Origin of the sequence: Pseudoalteromonas sp. NGC95, from assembly GCF_015864705.1 — a bacterium.
Lineage (GTDB): Bacteria > Pseudomonadota > Gammaproteobacteria > Enterobacterales > Alteromonadaceae > Pseudoalteromonas > Pseudoalteromonas arctica.
This window is the reverse complement of sequence record NZ_JADYWR010000004.1, coordinates 68,068-90,451: the sequence shown is the minus strand read 5'-3', so window position 1 is coordinate 90,451 and position 22,384 is coordinate 68,068. Positions and strand designations below refer to the sequence as shown.

At 37.5% G+C, this 22,384-nt stretch carries 18 protein-coding genes; 7 read left to right on the top strand and 11 right to left on the bottom strand.

All coding sequences use genetic code 11. The features are described 5' to 3' along the window. Nucleotides 1-510: 510 nt before the first annotated feature. Entirely contained in the window at nt 511-1,860 is a 1,350-nt protein-coding gene (locus I6E70_RS05295; RefSeq protein ID WP_008167282.1) for a class II 3-deoxy-7-phosphoheptulonate synthase, read from the top strand. 60 nt (nt 1,861-1,920) lie between these two features. Here I6E70_RS05295 and ppsR read toward each other — a convergent pair whose 3' ends face one another. After that, complete coding sequence (ppsR, locus tag I6E70_RS05290; RefSeq protein WP_007583184.1) at nt 1,921-2,730, bottom strand: posphoenolpyruvate synthetase regulatory kinase/phosphorylase PpsR; 810 nt, start codon at nt 2,728-2,730, stop codon at nt 1,921-1,923. 157 nt (nt 2,731-2,887) lie between these two features. Here ppsR and ppsA point away from each other — a divergent pair, with 157 nt between their 5' ends. Beyond that, complete coding sequence (ppsA, locus tag I6E70_RS05285; RefSeq protein WP_197188216.1) at nt 2,888-5,263, top strand: phosphoenolpyruvate synthase; 2,376 nt, start codon at nt 2,888-2,890, stop codon at nt 5,261-5,263. 86 nt (nt 5,264-5,349) lie between these two features. Here ppsA and I6E70_RS05280 read toward each other — a convergent pair whose 3' ends face one another. Next, entirely contained in the window at nt 5,350-5,559 is a 210-nt protein-coding gene (locus I6E70_RS05280) for a PGPGW domain-containing protein (protein WP_197188215.1), read from the bottom strand. Nucleotides 5,560-5,704: 145 nt separating this feature from the next. On the opposite strand from I6E70_RS05280, the gene ydiJ reads away from it, so the two are divergent. Further along, on the top strand, nt 5,705-8,752 hold the full coding sequence (ydiJ, locus tag I6E70_RS05275; protein ID WP_197188214.1) for a D-2-hydroxyglutarate dehydrogenase YdiJ: 3,048 nt from the start codon (nt 5,705-5,707) through the stop codon (nt 8,750-8,752). A 185-nt stretch (nt 8,753-8,937) separates the two neighbouring features. Here ydiJ and I6E70_RS05270 read toward each other — a convergent pair whose 3' ends face one another. Then, entirely contained in the window at nt 8,938-10,131 is a 1,194-nt protein-coding gene (locus I6E70_RS05270; RefSeq protein ID WP_197188213.1) for a cation:proton antiporter, read from the bottom strand. Then, nucleotides 10,131-11,342, bottom strand: coding sequence for a tyrosine-type recombinase/integrase (locus I6E70_RS05265; protein WP_007583195.1), 1,212 nt, complete (start codon nt 11,340-11,342; stop codon nt 10,131-10,133). The genes I6E70_RS05270 and I6E70_RS05265 overlap by 1 nt, the downstream gene beginning before the upstream one ends. Nucleotides 11,343-11,491: 149 nt before the next feature. Here I6E70_RS05265 and I6E70_RS05260 point away from each other — a divergent pair, with 149 nt between their 5' ends. Next, nucleotides 11,492-12,055, top strand: a complete 564-nt coding sequence (locus I6E70_RS05260) for a YSC84-related protein (RefSeq protein WP_007583197.1) — start codon at nt 11,492-11,494, stop codon at nt 12,053-12,055. Between the two features lie 157 nt (nt 12,056-12,212). Here the strand turns inward: I6E70_RS05260 and I6E70_RS05255 are convergent, their stop codons facing one another. The 6 genes from I6E70_RS05255 to I6E70_RS05230 form a co-directional block, all read right to left on the bottom strand. Continuing rightward, nucleotides 12,213-12,911, bottom strand: coding sequence for a hypothetical protein (locus I6E70_RS05255; protein WP_197188212.1), 699 nt, complete (start codon nt 12,909-12,911; stop codon nt 12,213-12,215). A 210-nt stretch (nt 12,912-13,121) separates the two neighbouring features. Continuing rightward, complete coding sequence (locus I6E70_RS05250; RefSeq protein WP_197188211.1) at nt 13,122-14,159, bottom strand: patatin-like phospholipase family protein; 1,038 nt, start codon at nt 14,157-14,159, stop codon at nt 13,122-13,124. Nucleotides 14,160-14,285: 126 nt separating this feature from the next. Beyond that, on the bottom strand, nt 14,286-15,692 hold the full coding sequence (locus I6E70_RS05245; RefSeq protein WP_010552913.1) for an alanine/glycine:cation symporter family protein: 1,407 nt from the start codon (nt 15,690-15,692) through the stop codon (nt 14,286-14,288). A gap of 438 nt (nt 15,693-16,130) precedes the next feature. Then, entirely contained in the window at nt 16,131-17,144 is a 1,014-nt protein-coding gene (locus I6E70_RS05240) for a patatin-like phospholipase family protein (protein WP_165725541.1), read from the bottom strand. Nucleotides 17,145-17,426: 282 nt separating this feature from the next. Beyond that, entirely contained in the window at nt 17,427-18,416 is a 990-nt protein-coding gene (locus tag I6E70_RS05235; protein WP_197118992.1) for an LLM class flavin-dependent oxidoreductase, read from the bottom strand. A 141-nt stretch (nt 18,417-18,557) separates the two neighbouring features. Continuing rightward, nucleotides 18,558-19,301 (bottom strand): siderophore-interacting protein, encoded by a 744-nt coding sequence (locus I6E70_RS05230; protein ID WP_197188210.1) that lies wholly within the window; start codon nt 19,299-19,301, stop codon nt 18,558-18,560. A 134-nt stretch (nt 19,302-19,435) separates the two neighbouring features. On the opposite strand from I6E70_RS05230, the gene I6E70_RS05225 reads away from it, so the two are divergent. From I6E70_RS05225 to I6E70_RS05215, 3 genes are all read left to right on the top strand, one after another. Beyond that, nucleotides 19,436-19,855 carry a MarR family winged helix-turn-helix transcriptional regulator gene (locus tag I6E70_RS05225; RefSeq protein WP_197188209.1) on the top strand — a complete coding sequence of 140 codons (420 nt, stop codon included), beginning with the start codon at nt 19,436-19,438 and terminating at the stop codon, nt 19,853-19,855. Nucleotides 19,856-19,935: 80 nt separating this feature from the next. Continuing rightward, nucleotides 19,936-20,349 carry a S24 family peptidase gene (locus tag I6E70_RS05220; protein WP_007377584.1) on the top strand — a complete coding sequence of 138 codons (414 nt, stop codon included), beginning with the start codon at nt 19,936-19,938 and terminating at the stop codon, nt 20,347-20,349. Beyond that, nucleotides 20,337-21,596 carry a Y-family DNA polymerase gene (locus tag I6E70_RS05215; protein ID WP_197188208.1) on the top strand — a complete coding sequence of 420 codons (1,260 nt, stop codon included), beginning with the start codon at nt 20,337-20,339 and terminating at the stop codon, nt 21,594-21,596. Before I6E70_RS05220 ends, I6E70_RS05215 begins: the two co-directional genes overlap by 13 nt. A gap of 20 nt (nt 21,597-21,616) precedes the next feature. On the opposite strand, the gene I6E70_RS05210 is transcribed toward I6E70_RS05215, so the two are convergent. Next, nucleotides 21,617-22,078, bottom strand: a complete 462-nt coding sequence (locus tag I6E70_RS05210) for a hypothetical protein (protein ID WP_010552920.1) — start codon at nt 22,076-22,078, stop codon at nt 21,617-21,619. Nucleotides 22,079-22,384: the final 306 nt, after the last annotated feature.

Sequence of the window (22,384 nt, the reverse complement as noted above, 5' to 3'; positions counted from 1 at the left end):
ACTTTGAAGAGAAAACTTAATGGCCTACCACACCTTTAAGTTGTGGCACTTGTGAATATAGTCCTGCATACGAGTGCTATACAAGACTATGCATCTAGGATTTAAAGCGCAGATAAATGATTACCACAAACGCTCATATCATACATTAAGGTCTGCACATAGCACTTGATAGCTATTAATTAATTATCCGTGTAAAGTTAAGATTACAGAAGCTGTCATTTAAGTATGATGTGTTCCTAGCTAAATTACGTATAACATACCCTTATGTACTATTTATTCTCAATGCGTTAAAATTGTAAATAGTTAGCTCTAAACTCATGTATTTAAACACTTTAGTTTCTTCGAAATAAAACTAAAGTGTATGTTATGTAACCACATAGGTTAAGTAAGATTACTATTATACTTAACTCATAACTAAATAATTGGAAAATAGTGAATTTAGTCCTTGAACATAGGGGCCTGCATACGTTAATTTCTTCTTATCAGGTAATGTAGGAATGAGGAAAAATTATGCAATCGTGGAACCCAAATAGCTGGAGAGAGCTGCCTATACTGCAGCAGCCACAGTACCCAGATCAAGAAATACTTAAATCAGTAGAAAGCCAATTAAAAACGGCACCACCTTTAGTTTTTGCTGAAGAAACAAGAAGCCTATTCAAACAACTTGAAGATGTATGCGAAGGTCGTGCTTTTTTACTTCAAGGTGGTGACTGTGCAGAATCATTTAGCGATTTTAATGCCGCTAACATTCGCGATACATTCAAAACAATCTTACAGATGGCTGTTGTATTAACTTACGGCGGTAAATGCCCTGTAGTTAAAATAGCGCGCATGGCTGGTCAATACGCTAAACCTCGTTCAGCAGACTTAGAAACAATTAATGGCGTGTCTTTACCATCTTACCGTGGCGACATTATTAATAATATCGAGTTTACAGAAGAAGCACGTATACCCGATCCACAACGCTTAATGACTGCATACCATCATAGTGCCGCTACGTTAAACTTATTACGTGCTTTTGCACAAGGTGGCCTTGCCGATCTTCACCAGGTAAACCGTTGGAACATGGGCTTTGTTGCTGCAAATCCACTTAAAGAAAAATACCAACAACTTGCTGATAAAATTCAAGACGCACTAGAGTTTATGGAAGTGTGTGGAATTAACTCTACAATTGCGCCAAGCTTAAAAGAAACCGATTTATACACTTCTCACGAAGCGTTATTACTTGGTTACGAAGAGGCGCTTACTCGTCGCGACCACTTATCTGGTGATTGGTACGATTGTTCTGCTCACTTTGTTTGGATTGGTGAACGTACTCGTCAACTAGACCATGCACATATTGAGTTTTTTAAAGGCATTAAAAACCCAATTGGTGTTAAAGTTGGCCCAGGTATGGACCCAGATGACCTAATTCGTTTAATTGATGCATTAAACCCAGATAACATTCCTGGTCGTTTAACGCTAATTACGCGTATGGGTGCAGATATACTTCCTGAAAAACTTCCAGCACTAGTAAGAAGAGTTCAACAAGAAGGCCGTAAAGTAATTTGGAGCTCAGATCCAATGCACGGTAACACTGAAAAAGCGACATCAGGTTACAAAACACGTAACTTCGACAATATTATGCGCGAGATCAGTCAGTTCTTCGCTGTACACAAAGCTGAAGGTTCATACGCAGGTGGTGTTCACCTAGAAATGACAGGCCAGCACGTTACAGAGTGTACTGGCGGTGCTTACGGTTTATCTGACGATGACCTAGCACAGCGTTACAAAACTCAGTGTGATCCACGCCTTAACGCCGACCAAGTATTAGAGTTAGGCTTTTTAGTAGCTGATTTACTAAAAGACGCACGTAAATAATATTTATTGATACAAAAAAAACCGCTTAGTTGCGGTTTTTTTATTTCTTTGATGAGTAAGTTAGTACTTACGTCGCTCCAAGTCTGTTTCTATCAATATTTTTGCAGAAATCTCTTCAACAGAATGATGCGTAGAATTAAAGTAAGCTATTTTGTGACGCTTATACAACATTTCCACTTCGCGAACCTCAATACGACACTGTTTAATTGAAGCATACTTAGAGTTGGCCATACGTCGATGCCTAATAGCCGCAAGTCTCTCGGGGTCAATCGTAAGTCCAAATAACTTATGTTTATAAGGGACTAAACACTTAGGCAAACCTTCATTGTCTAAATCTTCTTCTGTTATAGGATAGTTAGCTGCTTTAATGCCGTACTGCAGTGCTAAGTATAAGCTTGTGGGTGTTTTACCACTTCTACTAACGCCAATTAAAATGATGTCTGCTTCAGAAAAGTTTTTAATATTTCCGCCATCATCATTCATAAGAGCATAATTAACGGCATCAATTCTAAAATCATAACTTTTTTCGTGGATAGAATGCGTACGATGCATTTTTGGAACAGGGGCTACATTGAGTTCTTTTTCTATTTTTTCGCTATATGTAGTTAAAAAGTCATACGTGACTGCATCAGCCGATTTTATAATTTCACTTAAATTGTGGTTAACAAAAGTAAAAAAAACAAATGGCTTTTCGCCTGTTTTTGCAGCGGTTGCATTAATTAATGCTTTAATTTCGTGCGCTTTTTCTTCAGTTTCTACAAATGGAATTGTTTTATGATTAAAATCGATAGGAAACAACGACAAAGTCGCATGCCCAAACACCTCTGAAGTAATAGCTGTTCCATCTGATATATAAAAAGCAGTTCTCATAATTAACCTTTTTATTGCGTTTAAATCCCTAAAATGGGTTTCTCACGGTTTACGTGAGGACTATTGCCAGTGTAGAATGATGATGACCTTTATAAAAGGTTTTCTTTCTTAACTCTCACAGTTAGACCTACAATTTGTTTTTTTTGGAGAAAGATCCGTGCAAGAATACGTTCTCTGGTATCAAGAGCTTGGTATGCAAGATGTTCCTCGAGTTGGCGGTAAAAACGCTTCACTTGGCGAAATGATTTCAAACCTAGCAAACGCTGGTGTACAAGTACCGGGTGGTTTCGCAACTACCGCAGATGCTTTTAATGAGTTTTTAGATCAATCAGGACTCACAGCAAAAATTCACAACATCCTAGATACACTCGATGTTGATGATGTAAATACACTCGCTACAGTCGGTGCCGACATCCGCCAATGGATAATCGACACACCATTCCAACCAAACCTAGATCAAGCCATTCGCGACGCATATAGCCAACTCCATGGCGATACTGCAGCAGATGTATCATTCGCAGTACGTTCATCAGCTACCGCTGAAGATATGCCAGATGCATCATTCGCAGGCCAGCAAGAAACTTTCCTTAACGTTGTTGGTATCGATTCAGTCATGGTCGCTATTAAACACGTATTTGCTTCATTATTTAACGACCGTGCAATCTCATATCGAGTTCACCAAGGTTACGATCACCGTGGTGTGGCCCTATCAGCGGGTATTCAGCGCATGGTACGTTCAGATAAATCAGCATCTGGCGTAATGTTTAGCATTGATACAGAGTCAGGTTTTGAAGACGTTGTATTTATTACATCAAGCTACGGCTTAGGTGAAATGGTTGTACAGGGCGCAGTTAACCCTGATGAGTTTTATGTTCATAAACCAACACTCCTTAAAAATAAACCTTCAGTAGTACGTCGTAACATTGGTTCTAAAGCCATTCAAATGATTTACTCAGAAGATAAAGCACACGGTAAGCAAGTAGACATCGTTGATGTTGCCCCTGAGCTTTCAAATAAATTTTCGATTACAGACGAAGAAGTGCAAGAACTTGCCAAGCAAGCTGTAATCATCGAAAAACATTACGGTCGTCCTATGGACATCGAATGGGCAAAAGACGGTAACGACGGCAAACTATATATAGTTCAAGCACGTCCAGAAACTGTACGCTCAAACGAAGACTCTAACGTAATGGAACGCTTTCAATTAAATGGTACAAGCAACGTTGTTGTTGAAGGCCGTGCAATTGGTCATAAAATTGGTAGCGGTGTTGTTCGTGTTCTTGATTCAATCAAAGAAATGGATCAGGTACAAGTAGGCGACATTTTAGTAACCGATATGACCGACCCTGATTGGGAACCAATCATGAAACGTGCTGCAGCGATTGTTACAAATCGTGGTGGACGTACGTGTCACGCGGCAATCATTGCACGCGAACTTGGTATTCCGGCAGTGGTAGGCTGTGGTAACGCAACTGATTTAATTAAAGCGGGACAAGAAGTCACTGTATCGTGCGCCGAAGGCGATACCGGCTTTATTTACGAAGGTATTTTAGATTTTGAAATACTAACGTCACGCGTTGATAAAATGCCAGAACTTCCAATGAAAGTTATGATGAACGTGGGTAACCCCGATCGTGCATTTGACTTTGCACGCTTACCGCATGCAGGTGTTGGCCTTGCGCGAGTTGAATTTATTATCAACCGTATGATTGGCGTTCATCCTAAAGCGTTATTAAATTTTGATGCTCAAACAGATGCATTAAAAGCAGAAATTACTGACATGATTGCCGGTTACGAATCACCAGTAGAGTTTTACATAACAAAACTGGTTGAAGGTATTTCTACTCTAGGGTGTGCATTTGCACCAGAGCGTGTAATTGTTCGTATGTCTGATTTTAAATCAAACGAATACGCAAACCTAGTTGGCGGTCAGCAATACGAGCCAGAAGAAGAAAACCCAATGATTGGTTTTCGTGGTGCAGCCCGTTATATCTCTGAAGACTTCCGCGATTGTTTTGCACTAGAATGTGAAGCTATAAAACGCGTAAGAAATGACATGGATATGGCTAACATAGAAATCATGATCCCATTCGTACGTACCCTTGAAGAAGGCAAACGCGTAATTGAATTACTAGAAGAACATGGCCTTAAACGCGGCGATAATGGTCTTAAAGTAATCATGATGTGTGAGCTACCTTCAAATGCATTACTTGCAGATGAATTTTTAGAAATGTTTGATGGTTTTTCTATCGGCTCTAACGATTTAACACAGTTAACGCTTGGTCTTGATCGTGATTCTGGTTTAATCGCACATTTATTTGATGAGCGTGACCCTGCAATTAAAAAGCTACTTTCTATGGCAATTAAAACAGCTAAAGAAAAAGGCAAGTACGTAGGTATTTGTGGTCAAGGTCCTTCAGATCACGAAGACTTTGCAGCATGGTTAGTAGAGCAGGGCATTGACTCTGTTTCACTAAATCCAGATACAGTAATAGAAACATGGTTATACCTAGCTAAAAAATTAGCAAAGTAATAAATATGTAAGCTATAAATAGGTAAGCTATAAAATATGCCAGCAATGTATTGCTGGCATTTTTTTTATACCCAATTAAAAGTAAGTTAACGGGCTAATTTTTTATCTAAATAAGCACATGATTTAGTTAACGCCTTTTGACAAAGTGATAAGTAATGTCGCGCTTTAGGGTAGTAAAACGAAAAACACAATAAACCCGCCATAAAAAATATAAGCGATGGGCCAGGCATAATCGCAAAAAATAGCCCTAGCAAAATAAATAGCACGCCACTGATCTGTAATAGTAATTTTTTCATATAACACACCTCATTACTCGTTAACTTGAGTATAATTTAAGCTGCATTAAAATCGACTAAAAGAGTGTTACAAACTGTAAAATCTTCAATTTCTATTCGCCATCACCATGATATAATTAGTCAAATGCCCTAAAATATCGCCGTCATGATAGCAACAATTACACAGCAAGATGCCGCGACAGAACTTGTCGCAAACTACCTAAATACCATTGCAAACCAAGGTTTTACCGGAGATACCGACGCAAGTTATGCAACGCGTATTACCGCTTCAACCGATAACAGTGTGTATCAGCAAATACCGCAAGGTGTTATTTTTCCAAAAAGTGAAAAAGATATTCAGCTCGCATTGCAAACAGCATCTCGCGACCCGTTTTTATCATTAACTTTTGGTCCTCGTGGCGGTGGAACAGGCACTAACGGACAATCGTTAACACCTGGTATTGTTGTAGATTTGTCTCGCTATATTCGCGAAATCCTCGAAATAAATGTAGAAGAAGGCTGGGTACGCGTTCAAACCGGCGTAATAAAAGATCAACTTAATGACTTTTTAAAGCCTTATGGTTTTTTCTTCTCACCCGATTTATCTACCAGTAACAGGGCAACTATTGGTGGCATGATAAGTACTGACGCATCGGGGCAAGGCTCGTTAGTTTACGGTAAAACGAGCGATCATGTTTTAGGGCTAACAACTTATTTAGTTGATGGCACACCTATGTGTACCTCCCCAATAGACATCGACAAGGCACAAATTATAGCGAATCAAGACTCACTAATTGGCAGTTTATATAAAACAGTTTTAGATATATCAGTTAATGAACGCGCTGCTATTTTAGCTAAGTTTCCACGGTTAAATCGTTTTTTAACCGGCTACGACCTAGAGCATGTACTAAGTGATGACTTACTTACTTTTGACATGAGCCGACTAATAACGGGTTCAGAAGGCTCATTAGGTATAGTAACTGAAGCTAAATTAAACCTAACGCCTATTGCCGAATTTAAAACGCTTATTAATATTAAGTACGATAGTTTTGACTCAGCACTTCGCCATTCACCATTTTTAGTCGATGCACGCGCAACATCGGTAGAAACCGTTGATAGCAAAGTTTTAAACTTAGCGCGTGAAGATATCATTTGGAATTTAGTATCGGACTTAATAACTGACGTACCAAATAAAGATATGCAAGGCCTTAACATGGTCGAGTTTAATGCAGTATCTAACGATGATATAAAAGACAAAGTAGACACGCTTTGCAAGCTTCTAGATGAATGCGTAATAAATCAAACTAATGGCGTTATTGGTTATCAGTTAACCAGTGATAAAAGCGATATACTAAAAATTTACGCAATGCGTAAAAAGTCAGTGGGTTTATTAGGTAATGTAAAAGGCAGCCAAAAACCGCTCGCCTTTGCAGAAGACACCGCTGTACCGCCTGAAAATTTAGCAGATTATATTGTCGAATTTAGAGCATTACTCGACAGTCATAATTTACAGTATGGTATGTTTGGCCATGTTGATGCGGGGGTTTTACATGTACGCCCAGCACTTGATATGTGCGACCCAGAACAAGAAAAACTACTTAGAACTATTTCAGATCAGGTAGTAAAACTAACCGCTAAGTACGGTGGTTTAATGTGGGGCGAACACGGTAAAGGTTACCGTAGTGAATATAGCCCTGAGTTTTTTGGTGAGCATTTATATACGCAACTTCGAAAAATAAAAACAGCTTTCGATCCTAACAATCGCATTAACCCCGGTAAAATATGTACTCCTATCGATAGTGAAGACTCACTAGTTAGTGTAGATGGACAAAAGAGATCGCACTTCGATAAGCAAATATCAATAGAAGTTAAAACCAGTTTTAACAACGCAATGACCTGTAATGGTAATGGCATATGCTTTAATTACGATGAAAATTCACCTATGTGCCCATCGTATAAAGTAACTGGCGATCGCCGTAATTCACCAAAAGGACGCGCAAGTTTAATGCGCGAATGGCTTCGTCTACAAGAGTCAAAAAATGTAGATTTGCTCGAAGTAGAAAAGCAACTTAACAAAGGTGAAGTCATTACCTGGTGGGAACGTTTTGTTCATAGCCGCGAAAAACGAAAAGGTATTTACGACTTTTCTCACGAAGTAAAAGCGTCAATGGATGAATGTTTAGCGTGTAAAGCATGTACAACTGCATGTCCAATTAAAGTAGATGTACCCACTTTTCGTTCGCGTTTTTTAAATTATTATCATAGTTATTATGCACGCCCGCTAAAAGATTACCTTGTTGGTAACATAGAAAACAGCGCGCCATTAATGGCAAAGTTCGCTAAAGTTATAAACCCAATTGTTAAAACATCATTAGTTAGTAATGTTATTAAAAAAACGGTTGGCTATGTTGATACACCACAGTTAAGTATTCCTGCACTTTCAAAGCGTGTTACTAAAACACAAAAATTCGATTTTGATTTACTAAATAAATTAAATGCAGAGCAACAAAGTGAATATGTATTAATAGTACAAGATCCATTTACGAGCTTTTACGAAGCGGAATTAGTAGAAAGTTTTATTACTTTAATAATCCAACTTGGCAAAAAACCAATGCTATTACCTTTTAAACCAAATGGTAAACCGCAACACGTAAAAGGTTTTTTGCATGAATTTAAAGTTACAGCTAAAAATGCAGCCGAGTTTTTAAATAAATTAAATGATATTAATGCACCGTTAGTCGGTTTAGATGCGTCACTCGTTATGTGTTATCGCGATGAATATAATACAATTTTAGAAAATAACCGTGGTGAATTTAATGTGCAACTTGCCCATGAATGGCTCGAAACACAATCGTTTAAATCACTAAGCGCAAAACAAAATACAGATACCGAATTTACATTACTGAGTCATTGTACTGAAACAACTGCGCTGCCAAAAGCAGCAAATGTATGGCAAACAATTTTCAATGATATTGGTTTAACATTAAAAACAACAAATACAGGTTGCTGTGGAATGGCGGGAACTTATGGCCATGAAGCACAAAATCAAGATAACTCACGTGCACTTTACGAAATGAGTTGGAAACCAATTGTAGATAAAAATAAACCAGAGCAACTTTTATCTACGGGCTTTTCTTGTCGTAGCCAAGTTAAACGTTTTGAGAAGTTTAAACCAAAACACCCAATTGAATTACTCGCACAGGTCCTTAAATAACTTTATAAAATAAGAGTGCTTAAATAAGATCACTTATATAAGAGTACTTAAATAGTTTTATCTAAATACCAATTTAGTAAATTATTTATTAAATACAAAAAGGCGCAACGATTAACTTCATCAGTGATGAAAATAACCGTTGCGCCTTTTTTAATACGTATTCTTAATTTACCTAGTTTAAATAATTATTTTTTAACAAAACTATCGGCAATAGGTTTAGTGCTAATACCATGTATAAATACACTAAACAAAATAGTCGTCATTGCTATTGTCGCTATTTGATATTTGTTTTCTATTTGCGTATCTATCACCATCAATGTAAAAACAATTGATGCTAATCCTCTTGGTCCAAACCACGCAAATGTAAAACGCTCTTTAATACTCAATGCCGTAAACTGCAGAGACAGCATAACTGGAATTATTCTAATCAATGTTGTACTTAACAAAGCGTAAATTATAATTTCAGTATTTAATTTAGGAATAACTAAGTAAGCACAAACAAACCCGAACAAGCACCAAATCATTAGTGATGTGAAATCTGCGATGTGCTCTGAGTCTTCAATTAATTCTGTTCTAACTTCTTCGGTCGAAAATTTATCAAATAATAAGCCTGCAACAAACACCGCAATAAATCCACTGCCATGAAAATACTGAGTAACAGAAAACACAGCCATAGCAAAACCGAGTAATAAAAATGGACTGGTATTTTGTGCAAAGTAATGACGTTTCATTGCAAAGTTTAAACTCGGTATAAAAACAACAATACTTGTAATAGCTATTAATAAAGCCAAGCTAAGCTCTCGTCCAAACACACTTAATGTTTGTGTTGCAGTAATAGCTGAATCAGGATTTTTAGCGAGTAATATAAATATTAAAAATATGGGTACACATAATCCATCGTTCAAACCACTTTCAGTATTTATTCCTTCGCGTATTTTTTCAGGCACTTGTGTACTTGCTAGTAACCCTTTACTTAATGCCGCATCAGTAGGTGTTAAAATAATAGCGAGCAAAGCCGCTTGAATAAGTGAAAGCTCAGCAAAGAAAAATAAAGCAACAGCAATACCGAGTAATAAAGTTAAGGGTAGGGCAACAAACAACAGTAAACTAGGATACTGAAAACTATGCCTTAATACACTTAGCTTTGATTTAGCTGCATCAGAAAATAAAAATATACTTAGCGTAAGCTCTATAAATGGTAATAAAAGATCAACGCCTTCTTTTATTTTATGCCCTTCGTTGGGTAGCATTAAAGCTAAACATATTCCGCCAACAACAAAAAACATTGGGCCTGTTACTTCTGTTTTTTCTAACTGGCGAAGTGTTAAAGAATAAATTAAAAATAACCCGCCTATAAATGCTATTACTAAATACTCCATTAAATTTTCCTTTTAAGTCCTGATTTTGCTCGCTCTTTAATATTTGTTTGAATATAAATTTGATCGGTAGTCGCAATTTTAGAATGACCTAAATCTTCTGATAAATGTTTGAGCGGTCTGGTTTGCGCATCATGAGTTGCACCAGTATGGCGAAGCCAATGCGCAGTTGCAGCGCCAAGTTGTTCAGCATCATCTTTAAAACCATCATCGAGTAATGATTGCTGTGCATAATCAAAACTTTGTTGAACTAAACGCCTAATTTGCCTTACGGTCATACCACCTTGCCCGCGAATTTTATGAACCAAAGGATCTGATTCATCAACACGGGGAAGGGCAGGTAAACCTCTGTATAGTCTATAACGTTTTAAATATTCAACAAAATCATCGCTTAAGGTTACATCTCGTAATTTATTACCTTTGCCCATAATACGTAAAAACCAGAAACCATCATTATCTTGCCAAAAATGAGACATCACCGGCGACCACTGTGGGCGCTCAGATAATTCTGAGATTCGTAAATAAAGACCTTTTAAGCAGGCAAGCGTAAATAAGTTTCGCTCTAAATCAGGGTTATGTTCGCATAAATCACGCGTTACACCAAAAACGTATTCCCATTGAATATCGCTTAATGTGTCTGGAATTTGAATTTGTGATTGAACAACTAAGTACGGACTATTTTTTTTAACAACAGGGACAAAGTTAGCAAATGTTTTTTCTTCTAGTAAGGCAAACTTATAAAACACATTTAATGCTGTAAACATAGACGATAAAGTTTGCTGACTAGCAATGGATTCTTTAAGCATAAAAGGGCGCCAGTTTTGGTTTAATCGACGAATTCCTTGTTCATCTTTATAACGCCATTGCACTGAAGTTGCAGCCCATGCTTTATCGGGTTCAACCATAAAATCAACGTAAGCTTCAATATCTTCACGTTTTAAATCGAATACTGATTTTTCTGCGATTAACCATGACCATAAATAAAAGCGTTCAAGCTCATTTCGAAAACGACTATAAGTGGCTTCTGATTTTCGGCCATAAACATATAAAAACTGATACAAGAATGTCAGATCGGCTTTTGATTCAGTTACAGTCAAGCCAATTTCCTGTATAAAGGATGCAAGTTCTGGGTATTCTGAATTGAGAGTACCGTCATCTAGATGGGCAATTTGATATCTTAATTGTTTTAACGTATCAACCAAAGCAACAAGCATAATGTATAAATATTCAATTAAATAATAGACTTACAGAATAACGTTAAAGTCCGATACTGTCTAGTATTGGACATAGTAAAGCTCTAATTATTTTAATACCGTGATTATTCTATGGTTGTTGGTTGCTATATCTTATTAAGGAAAACATTATGAAGAAACTAATTATACTAAGTGTACTTGCTTTAACTGTTGCGTTAACTGGGTGTGCTACTACAGGTAGTGCATCGCCAAGCGAAAAACGTTCACTTGTACAAAGTATGAAAGCAAACACATTAGATAAATTATACGCTGAAAAACCTGATGTTAAAAAACAAATTGCTAACTCTGCTGGTTATGCTGTATTCGATAACGCGAATGTAAATGTAGTGCTTGCTAGCTTTGGCGGTGGTTACGGTGTTGTTAGAAATAATCTTACAGGTAAATCGACTTACATGAATATGGGCGAAGCCGGTTTAGGACTTGGCTTAGGCGTTAAAGATTTTAACGTTGTAATGGTTTTTCATAACCAAGCTGCATTAAACAGATTTATTGAACATGGTTGGGCATTTGGCGGAAACGCTGATGCAGCAGCAAAATATGAAGATAAAGGCGGTGCATTGGTTGCCGAAGCGATTGCAGATCAAGTTACTGTATATTCTGTAACCGAAAATGGCCTTGCACTACAAGCTGTATTAAAGGGAACTAAGTTTTGGGTTGATTCAGAGCTTAATTAACCACCAAATTACTCTCCTAAAAGCGAGCTGGTTTGTATAATCACGCTCGCTTTATTAAAACCCACTCAATTTAACATAACGTAATTTATGGGTTGTTTCTATTTATTCTAAAATTTTTCACTACGGTATATAAGCTACCAAAATTAAAATTTTAATTTCATCGAGTTATTTTACTTATTTTTATTTCGTTATTAATCTCTTTAGCTTCCATTTTGAAAGCTATATCTCTGATATTACCTATGTCTAGATTCATTGCATCATCAGAAATATTATTAGGATAGAATGCAAACCTGTATTCCTTTTGATGTGAAAACTCTATTCTTTTCTTAAATATCGCATCATCATCTTTGAATTTTCCTGAAAATATTTCAGGGTCATAATATTCGATTAAACCAGCTTTAAAATTTAATTGCTGTTGTTCAGCTTTATTAAATACTCTATTAATAAATTCTTCTACATTTGTCACAATCACAGCTTTTCTACCCAGCCCCAAACAGCTTTCAGATATTTTTAATTCTTCAATTAGTTTTGGCAGATTTTCTTGAGTCAATTCAAAATTTTCCGTTTGGTAAGATGCATATAAACAGAAGATGTTAACATTATCATGGTAGTTCATATTCATTGATACATTACCAACAACATCTTTTAAAGTAACACCATTTATTTCAATTATTAATTCTTCTGCTTTATACCAACTAATAACTCCTTCATGCTTATCACCTCGATTTCCTAAAGCTTCATCATAAAGTTTTCTAAAATAAGAAAGTTTTTTTGAGTGAAGAAATCCATCTAAAAACATTTCAGCATGTTTATCTTCATCAAAAATTTTTATTAAAAAATATATATACTTATCCATAACAATCCTTATTAATTTATATTTATAGTTCCTAACAGATTTAATCTATTATCTTTATATAACCATCTTATATTCTATAAGTACATAATTTAAAATATTTAAATTGCCATAAGATATCATCCATACTGTCAAACTAGACCTTTGATTATCTACTTCTAGGATATTAAACATACCGTAATTTATGTGTTGTCAGTAATTAAATTATTAATATTACTTCAAATCAAAATTATCATTATTTAATTTTTTATCAAACGCTTCAGCCAATTTTTCGGTTTCACTAAAAACGGTATTCCAATATTTAATGCGTGTATCGGCATCGAGATCGGTAAAGTCATTTCTGTCTGGAATTTTTCCGTAAGGTAAGCTTGCTACAAATTCTTTTGATGGGGTGATCATTACTACTTTGTCGTAATTAAGTGGCGACACTTTACGTTTTAAATTTTTATCGAACCACCCTGCTTTTGGCTCGCTATTAAAATGCGGATATAAAATAAGTCCTGGATTATTAATTTTTAAATCAAAGTGGTAATCAATTATTCCGCCATCGCGATATATTCCTTGCGGCGAGCCTGCAATATTTTTTATGCCTTGCATAACAAGTGGTATAGAGCCCGATGCAAGTAATGCGTCTTTTAAATTATTTTGAGTAAGCGCTATGTTTTGCGTTTTAAAATTGTAGCTGTCGGTAATTGATAAGTCACTTGTTGCTGGGCCAAATATAAAACGCTCATACTGCGAGCCTAATAATTTTCGGTTAACGCGGTTAAGCATGTAACTTTTTGATAAACCCATTAACTGTATTAATTTATTTTCGCTGGCAATAAAACCATTCGATTTCGCTACAATAAAGTGCGCTTTAAATACGGGGTTATTTATAATTTCGGCCACACCGTTATCGCCAAAAACACCTTCAAGTAATGCGCGCGCTTTTATTGTTATTTCATTTGGTGTTGGTTTATTACTTGAGTACCTAGTTTGCGAATACGATTTTGCTAAGCGCTCAATGGCAGCAACGGGATCATTTTGTGCAAAACACGCAGAGCGAAAAGCGCCAGCAGATGAGCCGATTAAATTAAGTGGTTGGGTACGATTTTTAAAAAATTCACCAAAAATATATTTATCTAAGCCAAATAATGTAAACCATTTAGGACCGCCACTTGCACCTAAAAAAGAGGTGAAAAGTTCAGGTTTAAAGCCCTGTTCGTTAATAATTTTAGCCGCTGTTTTCCCTGCGTGAATCTCGATCATCTAAAAAATAATGCCTTTTATTTTGGTTGCTTCAGTTTTTTACAACACTGGAAGTGAATATTTATGCAAAATAGAAAGCGGCTTTATGTTGCCATAAAACCGCTTTCTATAGTTAAGTGTGCTGAATTAGTCCCAAATGCCGTCTTCGCATTTGCCCTGTACTTTTACATCTTTTACTTTAAATTCGGGCTCTAAACCTTTGTCTCTTTGTGCGTGGTAATCGCTCGTGACAGACAAAATAGTCGGCGTTAACAGTATAATAGCGATAACGTTAACCACTGTCATTAACCCTAAGGCAATATCGGCTAAATCCCAGACTTCTTTTAATGTGGCCGACGCGCCCCACAACATCATTGATAAATAAAGCAAAGTGTAAATGCCGCGCCCTACTTTGTTGTCGAGCTTAAATAAATGCAAGTTACTCTCTGCATAGGCGTAGTTTGCCACCACCGATGTAAAAGCAAATAAGGTTATAGCGGCTGCTACAAAGTAAACTCCACCTTGTGCTAAATGAGCGGTCATCGCGCTTTGTGTTAAACGAATGCCTTCCATTTCGCCGCTTATGTCTATATCGGCCAATAAAATAATCACAGCGGTACAGCTACACAGTACTATTGTATCGAAAAATACGCCTAGCATTTGTATGTAACCTTGCGTTACTGGGTGATTAGGAATAGGGCTCGCACTTGCTGATGCATGCGGCACGCTACCTGCGCCCGCCTCGTTAGAATATAAACCACGTTGTATACCGTTTTTAATGGCTGCGCCCATCGCACCGGCACCGGCTTCTTGTAAACCGAACGCCGATAAAAATATATCTTTAAGCATGGCGGGTACTTGCGTGAAATTTATAATCGTAATAATAACGGCGGCAAGTACAAACACAATGCCCATTATTGGCACAACACGTTCTGCAAATCGGGCAATTGCCTTAAAGCCACCGAGTATAATTGAGCCTGCTAGTACGGTAATAACCAGACCTGAATAAAATGTAGGAACTTCAAACGCGTAATTAAGTGCGTCGGTAATTGTGTTCGTTTGCATTGCGCTAAACGTAAAGCCGTAACCTAAAAATAAACATGCGGCAAACACAATTGCGAATGCTCGGCTACCCAAACCTTGTTGAATATAATACGCAGGACCCCCTCTAAACTCGCCGCTACTATCGCGCACTTTATATACTTGCCCAAGTACGCTTTCAGCAAAGCCTGTAGCCATACCCAATATGGCTATTACCCACATCCAAAATATAGCGCCGCTGCCACCAAGTGAAATTGCCACTGCCACACCGGCTAAATTACCGGTACCTACTCGTGCGCAAAGCCCTGTACACAACGCTTGAAATGACGAAATGTCGTCTTTTTTACATTTGCTACTTCCTTTTAAAAGGCTAAACATATGTTTAAATTTAAGTATTTGAATTGCTTTTAGTCGTACCGAAAACCATATACCTGTAAACAAAAGTATATAAATAAGTACCTGACCTTCTCCCCATAAAAGGTTGTTTACACTTTTGACGACGGTATCGAACATTACTAATCCCTTTTTATTTTATACTTTTACTTTATGTTAGCACCGACTTTAAACTCTGCATGTAGCGCTACTTAACTTAAAAACTCCGGCAGCTCATTATGCATTAAACATAATAGTGTTTAAGTTTGGCTTTACCCGATAGTGAAGTGTGTATTGGTGTTTAATAATCTGTAAGTAAGCACATTCAAGATTGAATTTTATTTCTATAAATATGAATAATAAATCACACCTACACTTTATATTGATTAGTTAAAAAATCAATAATATCTTTTTAAGATTCAGTATTTTATTTTGCGCATAGGCGCGGGATGCAATATTTTTTATTTTGATGCAGTAAGGTTTATATTAGGCGTAATGAGGATTAAGAATGGCAAAAAAATAGCGCATAAAATTATGCGCTTTTTTTAAATTATATTTAATTGGCTATCGCTGTATTACTTAGTTATAGCTGTATTGTGTAGGTGCACTGTAATGGTTGTTGCTGTTAATCTGTAAATTTTGCATTGCTAAGTATGAGCGACCGGCATCTAAACCTAATTTATGATCAAAACGTAAATCGTTATTTGAACTACCTAATAATTTGCTATGCAGTTTTTCGTCTGCAAAAATTTGTATTATTTCCACATCACTTGGTGGGTTTGCAATAAACTCAAGCTCATCTAAATACGCTTTCTCGTGCTGTATTAAGTAGTCCAATGTTTTTGGACAATAGCCTGATGCTATAGCAAATGATCTTAGCTTTTGTACCCATGCAGATTGCGCTTGAAAATTAGCGTCAACCGTTCTTATTACAACAATTTTACGAGCGCCTCGGTTGTAAGCTTCACGCACTGGTAATGGAGCGGCTAAACCGCCGTCTAGATAAAAATCGCTCTGTACTTGCTCTTCAGCAAGGTGTATTTCGTTAGCTGCTTTTGCGTTTAACCAAGGTGTTAATTTTACACCTTGTTTGTATAAAAACGGGAGTGCGCTAGAAGCCTTTAACAAATCACGCCATTGGCCACTCTCACCCGTAGGTGATAGGTAATATGCTTTTCTGTCTCGTGCATTAGTGGCTGTTATAAGTAGCTCACGCGCGCCTAAACTCGTTTTAGCTGTTTTAAAATCTATGGCTCTTTTTACCTCAGTAGTTTTGTCAAAGTACCAATCTAAATCAACTATGTGTTTACCCACTAATCCGCGACCAAGCTGAAAAAAACGTTTGTTACGCGAAAGCCCTCTAATTAGGCGTTTTGCATAGCCTTTTTGACGCGCTAAGTAACTAGTTAAGTTTTGCGAACCTGCAGAGGTGCCAATGAATAAATCGAATGGGTCATATTCTTGCTCTAACCACGCATCAAGTACGCCAGCTGTAAAGATCCCTCGCTGCCCGCCACCTTCAGCAATCAGTGCAACTTTTGGTTGCGCTGTTTTGTTAACTGAATTAGCTGTTGCGCTATTTAGAGACTTCACGGTGAACCTACCTTTATTTAATGATGTTTGGTTTAATACGTACATTATAAAAAATAAAAGTGATATCTTAAAATTGATTGTTTAAATCAGTTCGATTGAAAAAACAGAACGGTATGTAAAGCAAAATATATACTAAAAATAGCAATCAAATTTACTTTGAATATTTAAATAACAAATACAGACATCACTTAAAGTTAATAAAATGAGTTAAAAAAGTTTAACTTTTGATGATGTCTGTATGTTAGCAAGCCCAGAGTGTACGCTTGCTTAACTAACTATATTTTAGTGTTTTATTTCCATTAAAATTTCGAGTGCACGGTGGCGTTTTTCACTATCGAATACATCATTGGTAAATATAAACTCATCAACTTCTAGTTGTTTCGCTATCATCTCTAACTTGTGTTTAATACTTACATGTCCGCCTACTACGCTTAGACTTAAAAAGTTCTCTACATGAGCGCGTTCTTGTTCGCTCCACAACCCATCCATGCTTTCAACCGGTGGTTTTAGCCACAGCTCGTTACCACGTATGAGTTCGAGCACACGTTGCTTAGAAGTAGTCGACAGGTATTGCGCTTCATCGTCGGTGTCTGCTGCCACTAAAGGCAGTGCAAGCATAACGTATGGTTTATCAAGGTCGCTTGATGCTTTAAATTCGCGCTTATACAACGCTATTGCATCGTGCACAAAGCGCGGTGCAAAATGCCCTGCAAATACATACGGTAGTCCTTTTTGCGCCGCTAGCTGCGCGCTAAATAAACTCGAGCCTAATAACCAAATAGGCACGTTTGTGTTCTCACCCGGTATAGCACGTATAGGGTGCGTACCATTGTAAGGACCTAACAATGTTTGCAGCTCAGTTACTTCACCTGGGAAGTTTTCTGCGCGGCTCATATCGTTATTTAGCGCACGACTCGTTACTTGGTCGCTGCCGGGTGCACGCCCTAGCCCTAAATCTATTCGCCCAGGATATAAGCTCTCTAATGTGCCAAATTGTTCAGCAACAACTAAAGGTGAGTGGTTTGGTAGCATAATACCGCCCGATCCAACGCGTATCTTTTTAGTATTACCTGCAATGTGACCAACCAAAATAGAAGTGGCAGCGCAAATTATACCTGGCATATTATGGTGCTCAGCAAGCCAAAAACGGTTAAAGCCAAGTTCATCAGCACGTTGTGCGTATTTCGTGCTTTTATGAAGAGTGTTAGTAACGCTGTCCCCTTTGATCATGGGGGCAAGTTCTAATAACGAAAAAGGAATGGAATTTAACAAAATAGCAGCTCCTAAAAATGCATGCTAATAATGGATTACATCATTAGCATAAAACACTTAAATGGGTCTGCTATTAGCTCAATTCAAGTTACGCAGAGGTATTAAAGCAAAATAGGTATATGTTATTTTGCTCTAAGGTATTTAGGCGAGCTGTGCATCACGTTGGCGCTGCTTTTTATAGCCTTCTGAGTCAACGCCTTTTTTCCAATAACCGGAGGAAACAATATTACTGCGCGGTATATTAAATTGCTCTGTTAGCAGTGTTTTTACTCTACGTACAAGCCCAGCTTCTAATGCCATAAATACAATGGGAGGGTTTTCTGTAATGTGCAAATTTTTAAGTGCGCTTAGCATTACTGTATCGGCATTATTGGTAATTACCCAGTTTATATCGCGATTTGTTTCTAAATTAATTATATCTTGCTCAGTGGGCGCATGTACAAAGGCATCAATTTTTGAAGTTAAAGGTAATTGCTGTACATACCCTTTTATTGCATTTACCGATGTTAAATCGCCTAGCAATACATAATGCGAATGCGCATAATTATCTAGCTTTTTAGGGCCTGGGCCTGCAATACCTAGCTCGTCGCCTACTTTTGCAATTTTAGCCCAGTTAGTTGCAGGGCCTTGGTGCATATTTATAACAAAATCAAGTGTTAGCGCGCCTGTTTGTGCATCTACATGCCTTATTGTGTATGATCGCATACAGGCTGTTTTTAAGTTAAAATCTACTTCACCATCTTTTGGAAATAGTACTTTTACATAGTTACCAATAAACTGTGAGGTTAAGTCGTTAAAATCTTCAGAGCCTACAACAATGCGCTGTAAATGCAGTGTGATTTGCTCTGTACTTAATACGTTGGCTTTGCGAACTTGTTTACTCATGTATTACCTCGTTTTACAAAACTTAGACTTTAATACCAACCTGCTATAAAAAGCAGGTATTGCACAACGCCCCACTGGTTGATAAAATCAACTATAACAAGTTAATTGACTTTGTCAACTATATTGAGAGTGCTATGAATACACCTTTATCAAATACGCTGTTTGAATTAATGCAAAATTACCGTGTAACAATTCGAGAAGCAATTAACGCAGGCGAACTGGGTATTAATGCTATGCACGTACGCTGCATACATATTATTGCGAACGAAAATAACTGTACGGCTAACGATATTGTTACTAAAACGCAGCGCGATAAAGCGCAAATAGCACGTTTAGTTAAAGAGCTTATTGGCTTAAATTTAATAAATAAACAGGCAAGTGAGCACGATAAGCGCTGCTTTATTTTGTCCCTTACAGAGCAAGGTAAAGTTCTTTTTGATAAGTTATTAGCCTCAGAGAAAAAAATAAATAATCAAATGTGTAAAAACTTAAACCCTCAACAAATCAAAGACTTTTTAGATACCGCACAACAAATGATCAAAAACATGGATTGATCAGCCATACATTCTTGGCATAACTTACACAAAACGCATATACTGTACACTTATACAGTATATGCGTTTTAGGTTGTGTTATGTTTGTCATTCCCATTTATATAGAAGCAGGCGTGTGTGGTTTTGAATCACCCGCAGCGCAGTACACCGAGCTAGGTGTAACCCTTGATGAGCTTTTAATAAAGCATCCAGATGCTACGTTTATTGGTATTGCATCGGGTAACTCTATGCAAGAAGTCGGAATTTTTGAAGGTGACTTATTAGTTATCGACCGTGCAGAGCCAGTAAAAAATGGTGACGTTATTGTTGCTAACTTAAATGGTCTTTTTGTATGCAAACTGCTTGATAAAACCAATGCGCGGCTGCTTTCAGCTTCTTCTTTACATAAGCCTGTACAACTAACCTCTGCAGACGAGTTTCAGCTTGAGGGCGTAGTAACGCTATCAATAAGAATGCACAGGCAAAGCCCAGAGTTACTAAAATGTATGCCTTAGTTGATGCTGTGTCGTTTTATGCCAGTGCCGAAAAAGTATTCGACCCTGCTATTCGATCCAAACCTGTGGTTGTACTTACCAATAACGATGGCTGTGTATGCGCTATTTGCCCTATTGCTCGGCGTTTAAATATTCCTAAATTTGGCCCGTACTTTAAAGTTAAGCATTTACTTGAGCAAAACAACGTTGTTATTCGCTCTAGTAATTACGAGCTTTATGCTGATTTAAGCGACAAAATGATGAATATTATTGGCCGCTTTTGCGATACACAACACATATACAGTATTGATGAATCGTTTTTGCACTTTAATGGCTACACATCATTAATTAAAGATTGGCATGAATATGGCCATATAATAAGGCGCACAGTATGGCGCGAAACAAAACTTCCTGTAGGTGTTGGTTTTGGCCCAACCCCTACTTTAGCTAAAGCCGCTAACCACGCTGCTAAAAAGCTCAGTGGTTTTAATGGTGTAGCAGTAATAAATAGCGAGCAAACTCGCCAAGCTATTTTACAAAGAATGAGCTGCGAAGATGTCTGGGGAATAGGCCGGCGACTAGCTAAAAAGCTTAAAATAATGAATATACACACCGCTTGGGACCTTGCTCAGCAAAACCCTAAAGCAATGCGCCGTGCATTTAGTGTGGTTGTTGAACGTACTGTAAGCGAGCTTAACGGTATAACATGTTTAAACTGGGATGATGTACGACAGGACAAGCGGGAGATTTATTCGACCCGTAGTTTTGGAGAGCGCATATGCGAGCCAACCGCCCTTAAAACAGCGCTAATTAACCATGTAACCACAGTGGCTAATAAACTAAGAGCGCAACGTTCGCTCACCCACCAGCTTTATATTTTTGCAGCCAGTGGCGCGCACGAAAACAGATATTATAAAAAGTCGTTTGTGTATAAGTTCCCCTCACCCACTAACGACACCTGCGTAATGGCTAATGCTGTATCTGAGGTATTTAATAATATTTACCAACCGGGGATCCGATTTTATAAGTGTGGTGTGGGCGCGGTAGAGCTAATATCAGAACAGTTTCAACAAAATGACTTATTTAATAAGAGCCCTGATAATCCAAAGCTTATGCAATGCCTAGATACAATTAACAATCGATACGGAAAAGGGATGCTCAGCCTTGCAAGCAGTAAATTAAATGACCGATGGCACATGAATCGTGATTTTTTATCGCCGCAGTACACTACGCGTTGGCGCGATATCCCTAAAATATACTGCGAATGATTTACTACTTACTAGATGCTTTATTTGCTCTCGTCTGCTTTTTTAAATGTGCACTCTACACTAGGTTCGCTTAATGTATATTTTAGTGTGTTATCAGCTAAAAACTTGATACTTTGACTGATTGTTTTTTCGTTTGCAGGGTTTTCACAACGGCTCATTCTTAAACCGTTTTCAAGGCCATCACTTTTATATTTAAGCGTACTGGTTATAAAACAAAAGTTTGGTTTTTTAATAGTGCGAGTACCATTGTGGAGCGATCCAAATACAATTTGTTCTCCAAGTTTAAAACCTGCACTTAAATCACTTTCGTCTGTCAAACTCAAATCGCTATTAACGCATAACCCTGAATTGGTCGACACAACTTCGTATGCCCCCAGTTTTGACTTTAAAAACGGTATAAATCGTGTTTTATTACTCGGCTCAGAAAAAGCATTTGCACTTGTAAAAGCGACAGTTAATAAAGCGAGTGTTAAATATTTCATTTCGTGGGTGTATCCTCGTGAGTCAGCGTGTTAAATAATAGCAAAATGCCTAATCACTTAGCTTTTATAACTTTTAACAACTATAACAGAGATTTACTATAAAAGGAGAGAAGTCGTATTACAGGAGCGAGCGCGTGAGTAGGACGCGGAAGCTTTGCTCGGTTTTTATTATTCTTACATGGATGTAAGCCATTAGAATAATGCAGGAGCAGTTGTCGAGCCCACTAGTTTACAAATCTCGCGCCGCGATTAAATCCTTCTTGGATTGAACAAATTCAACCACCAAAGGTAAACATGCCCTAGATA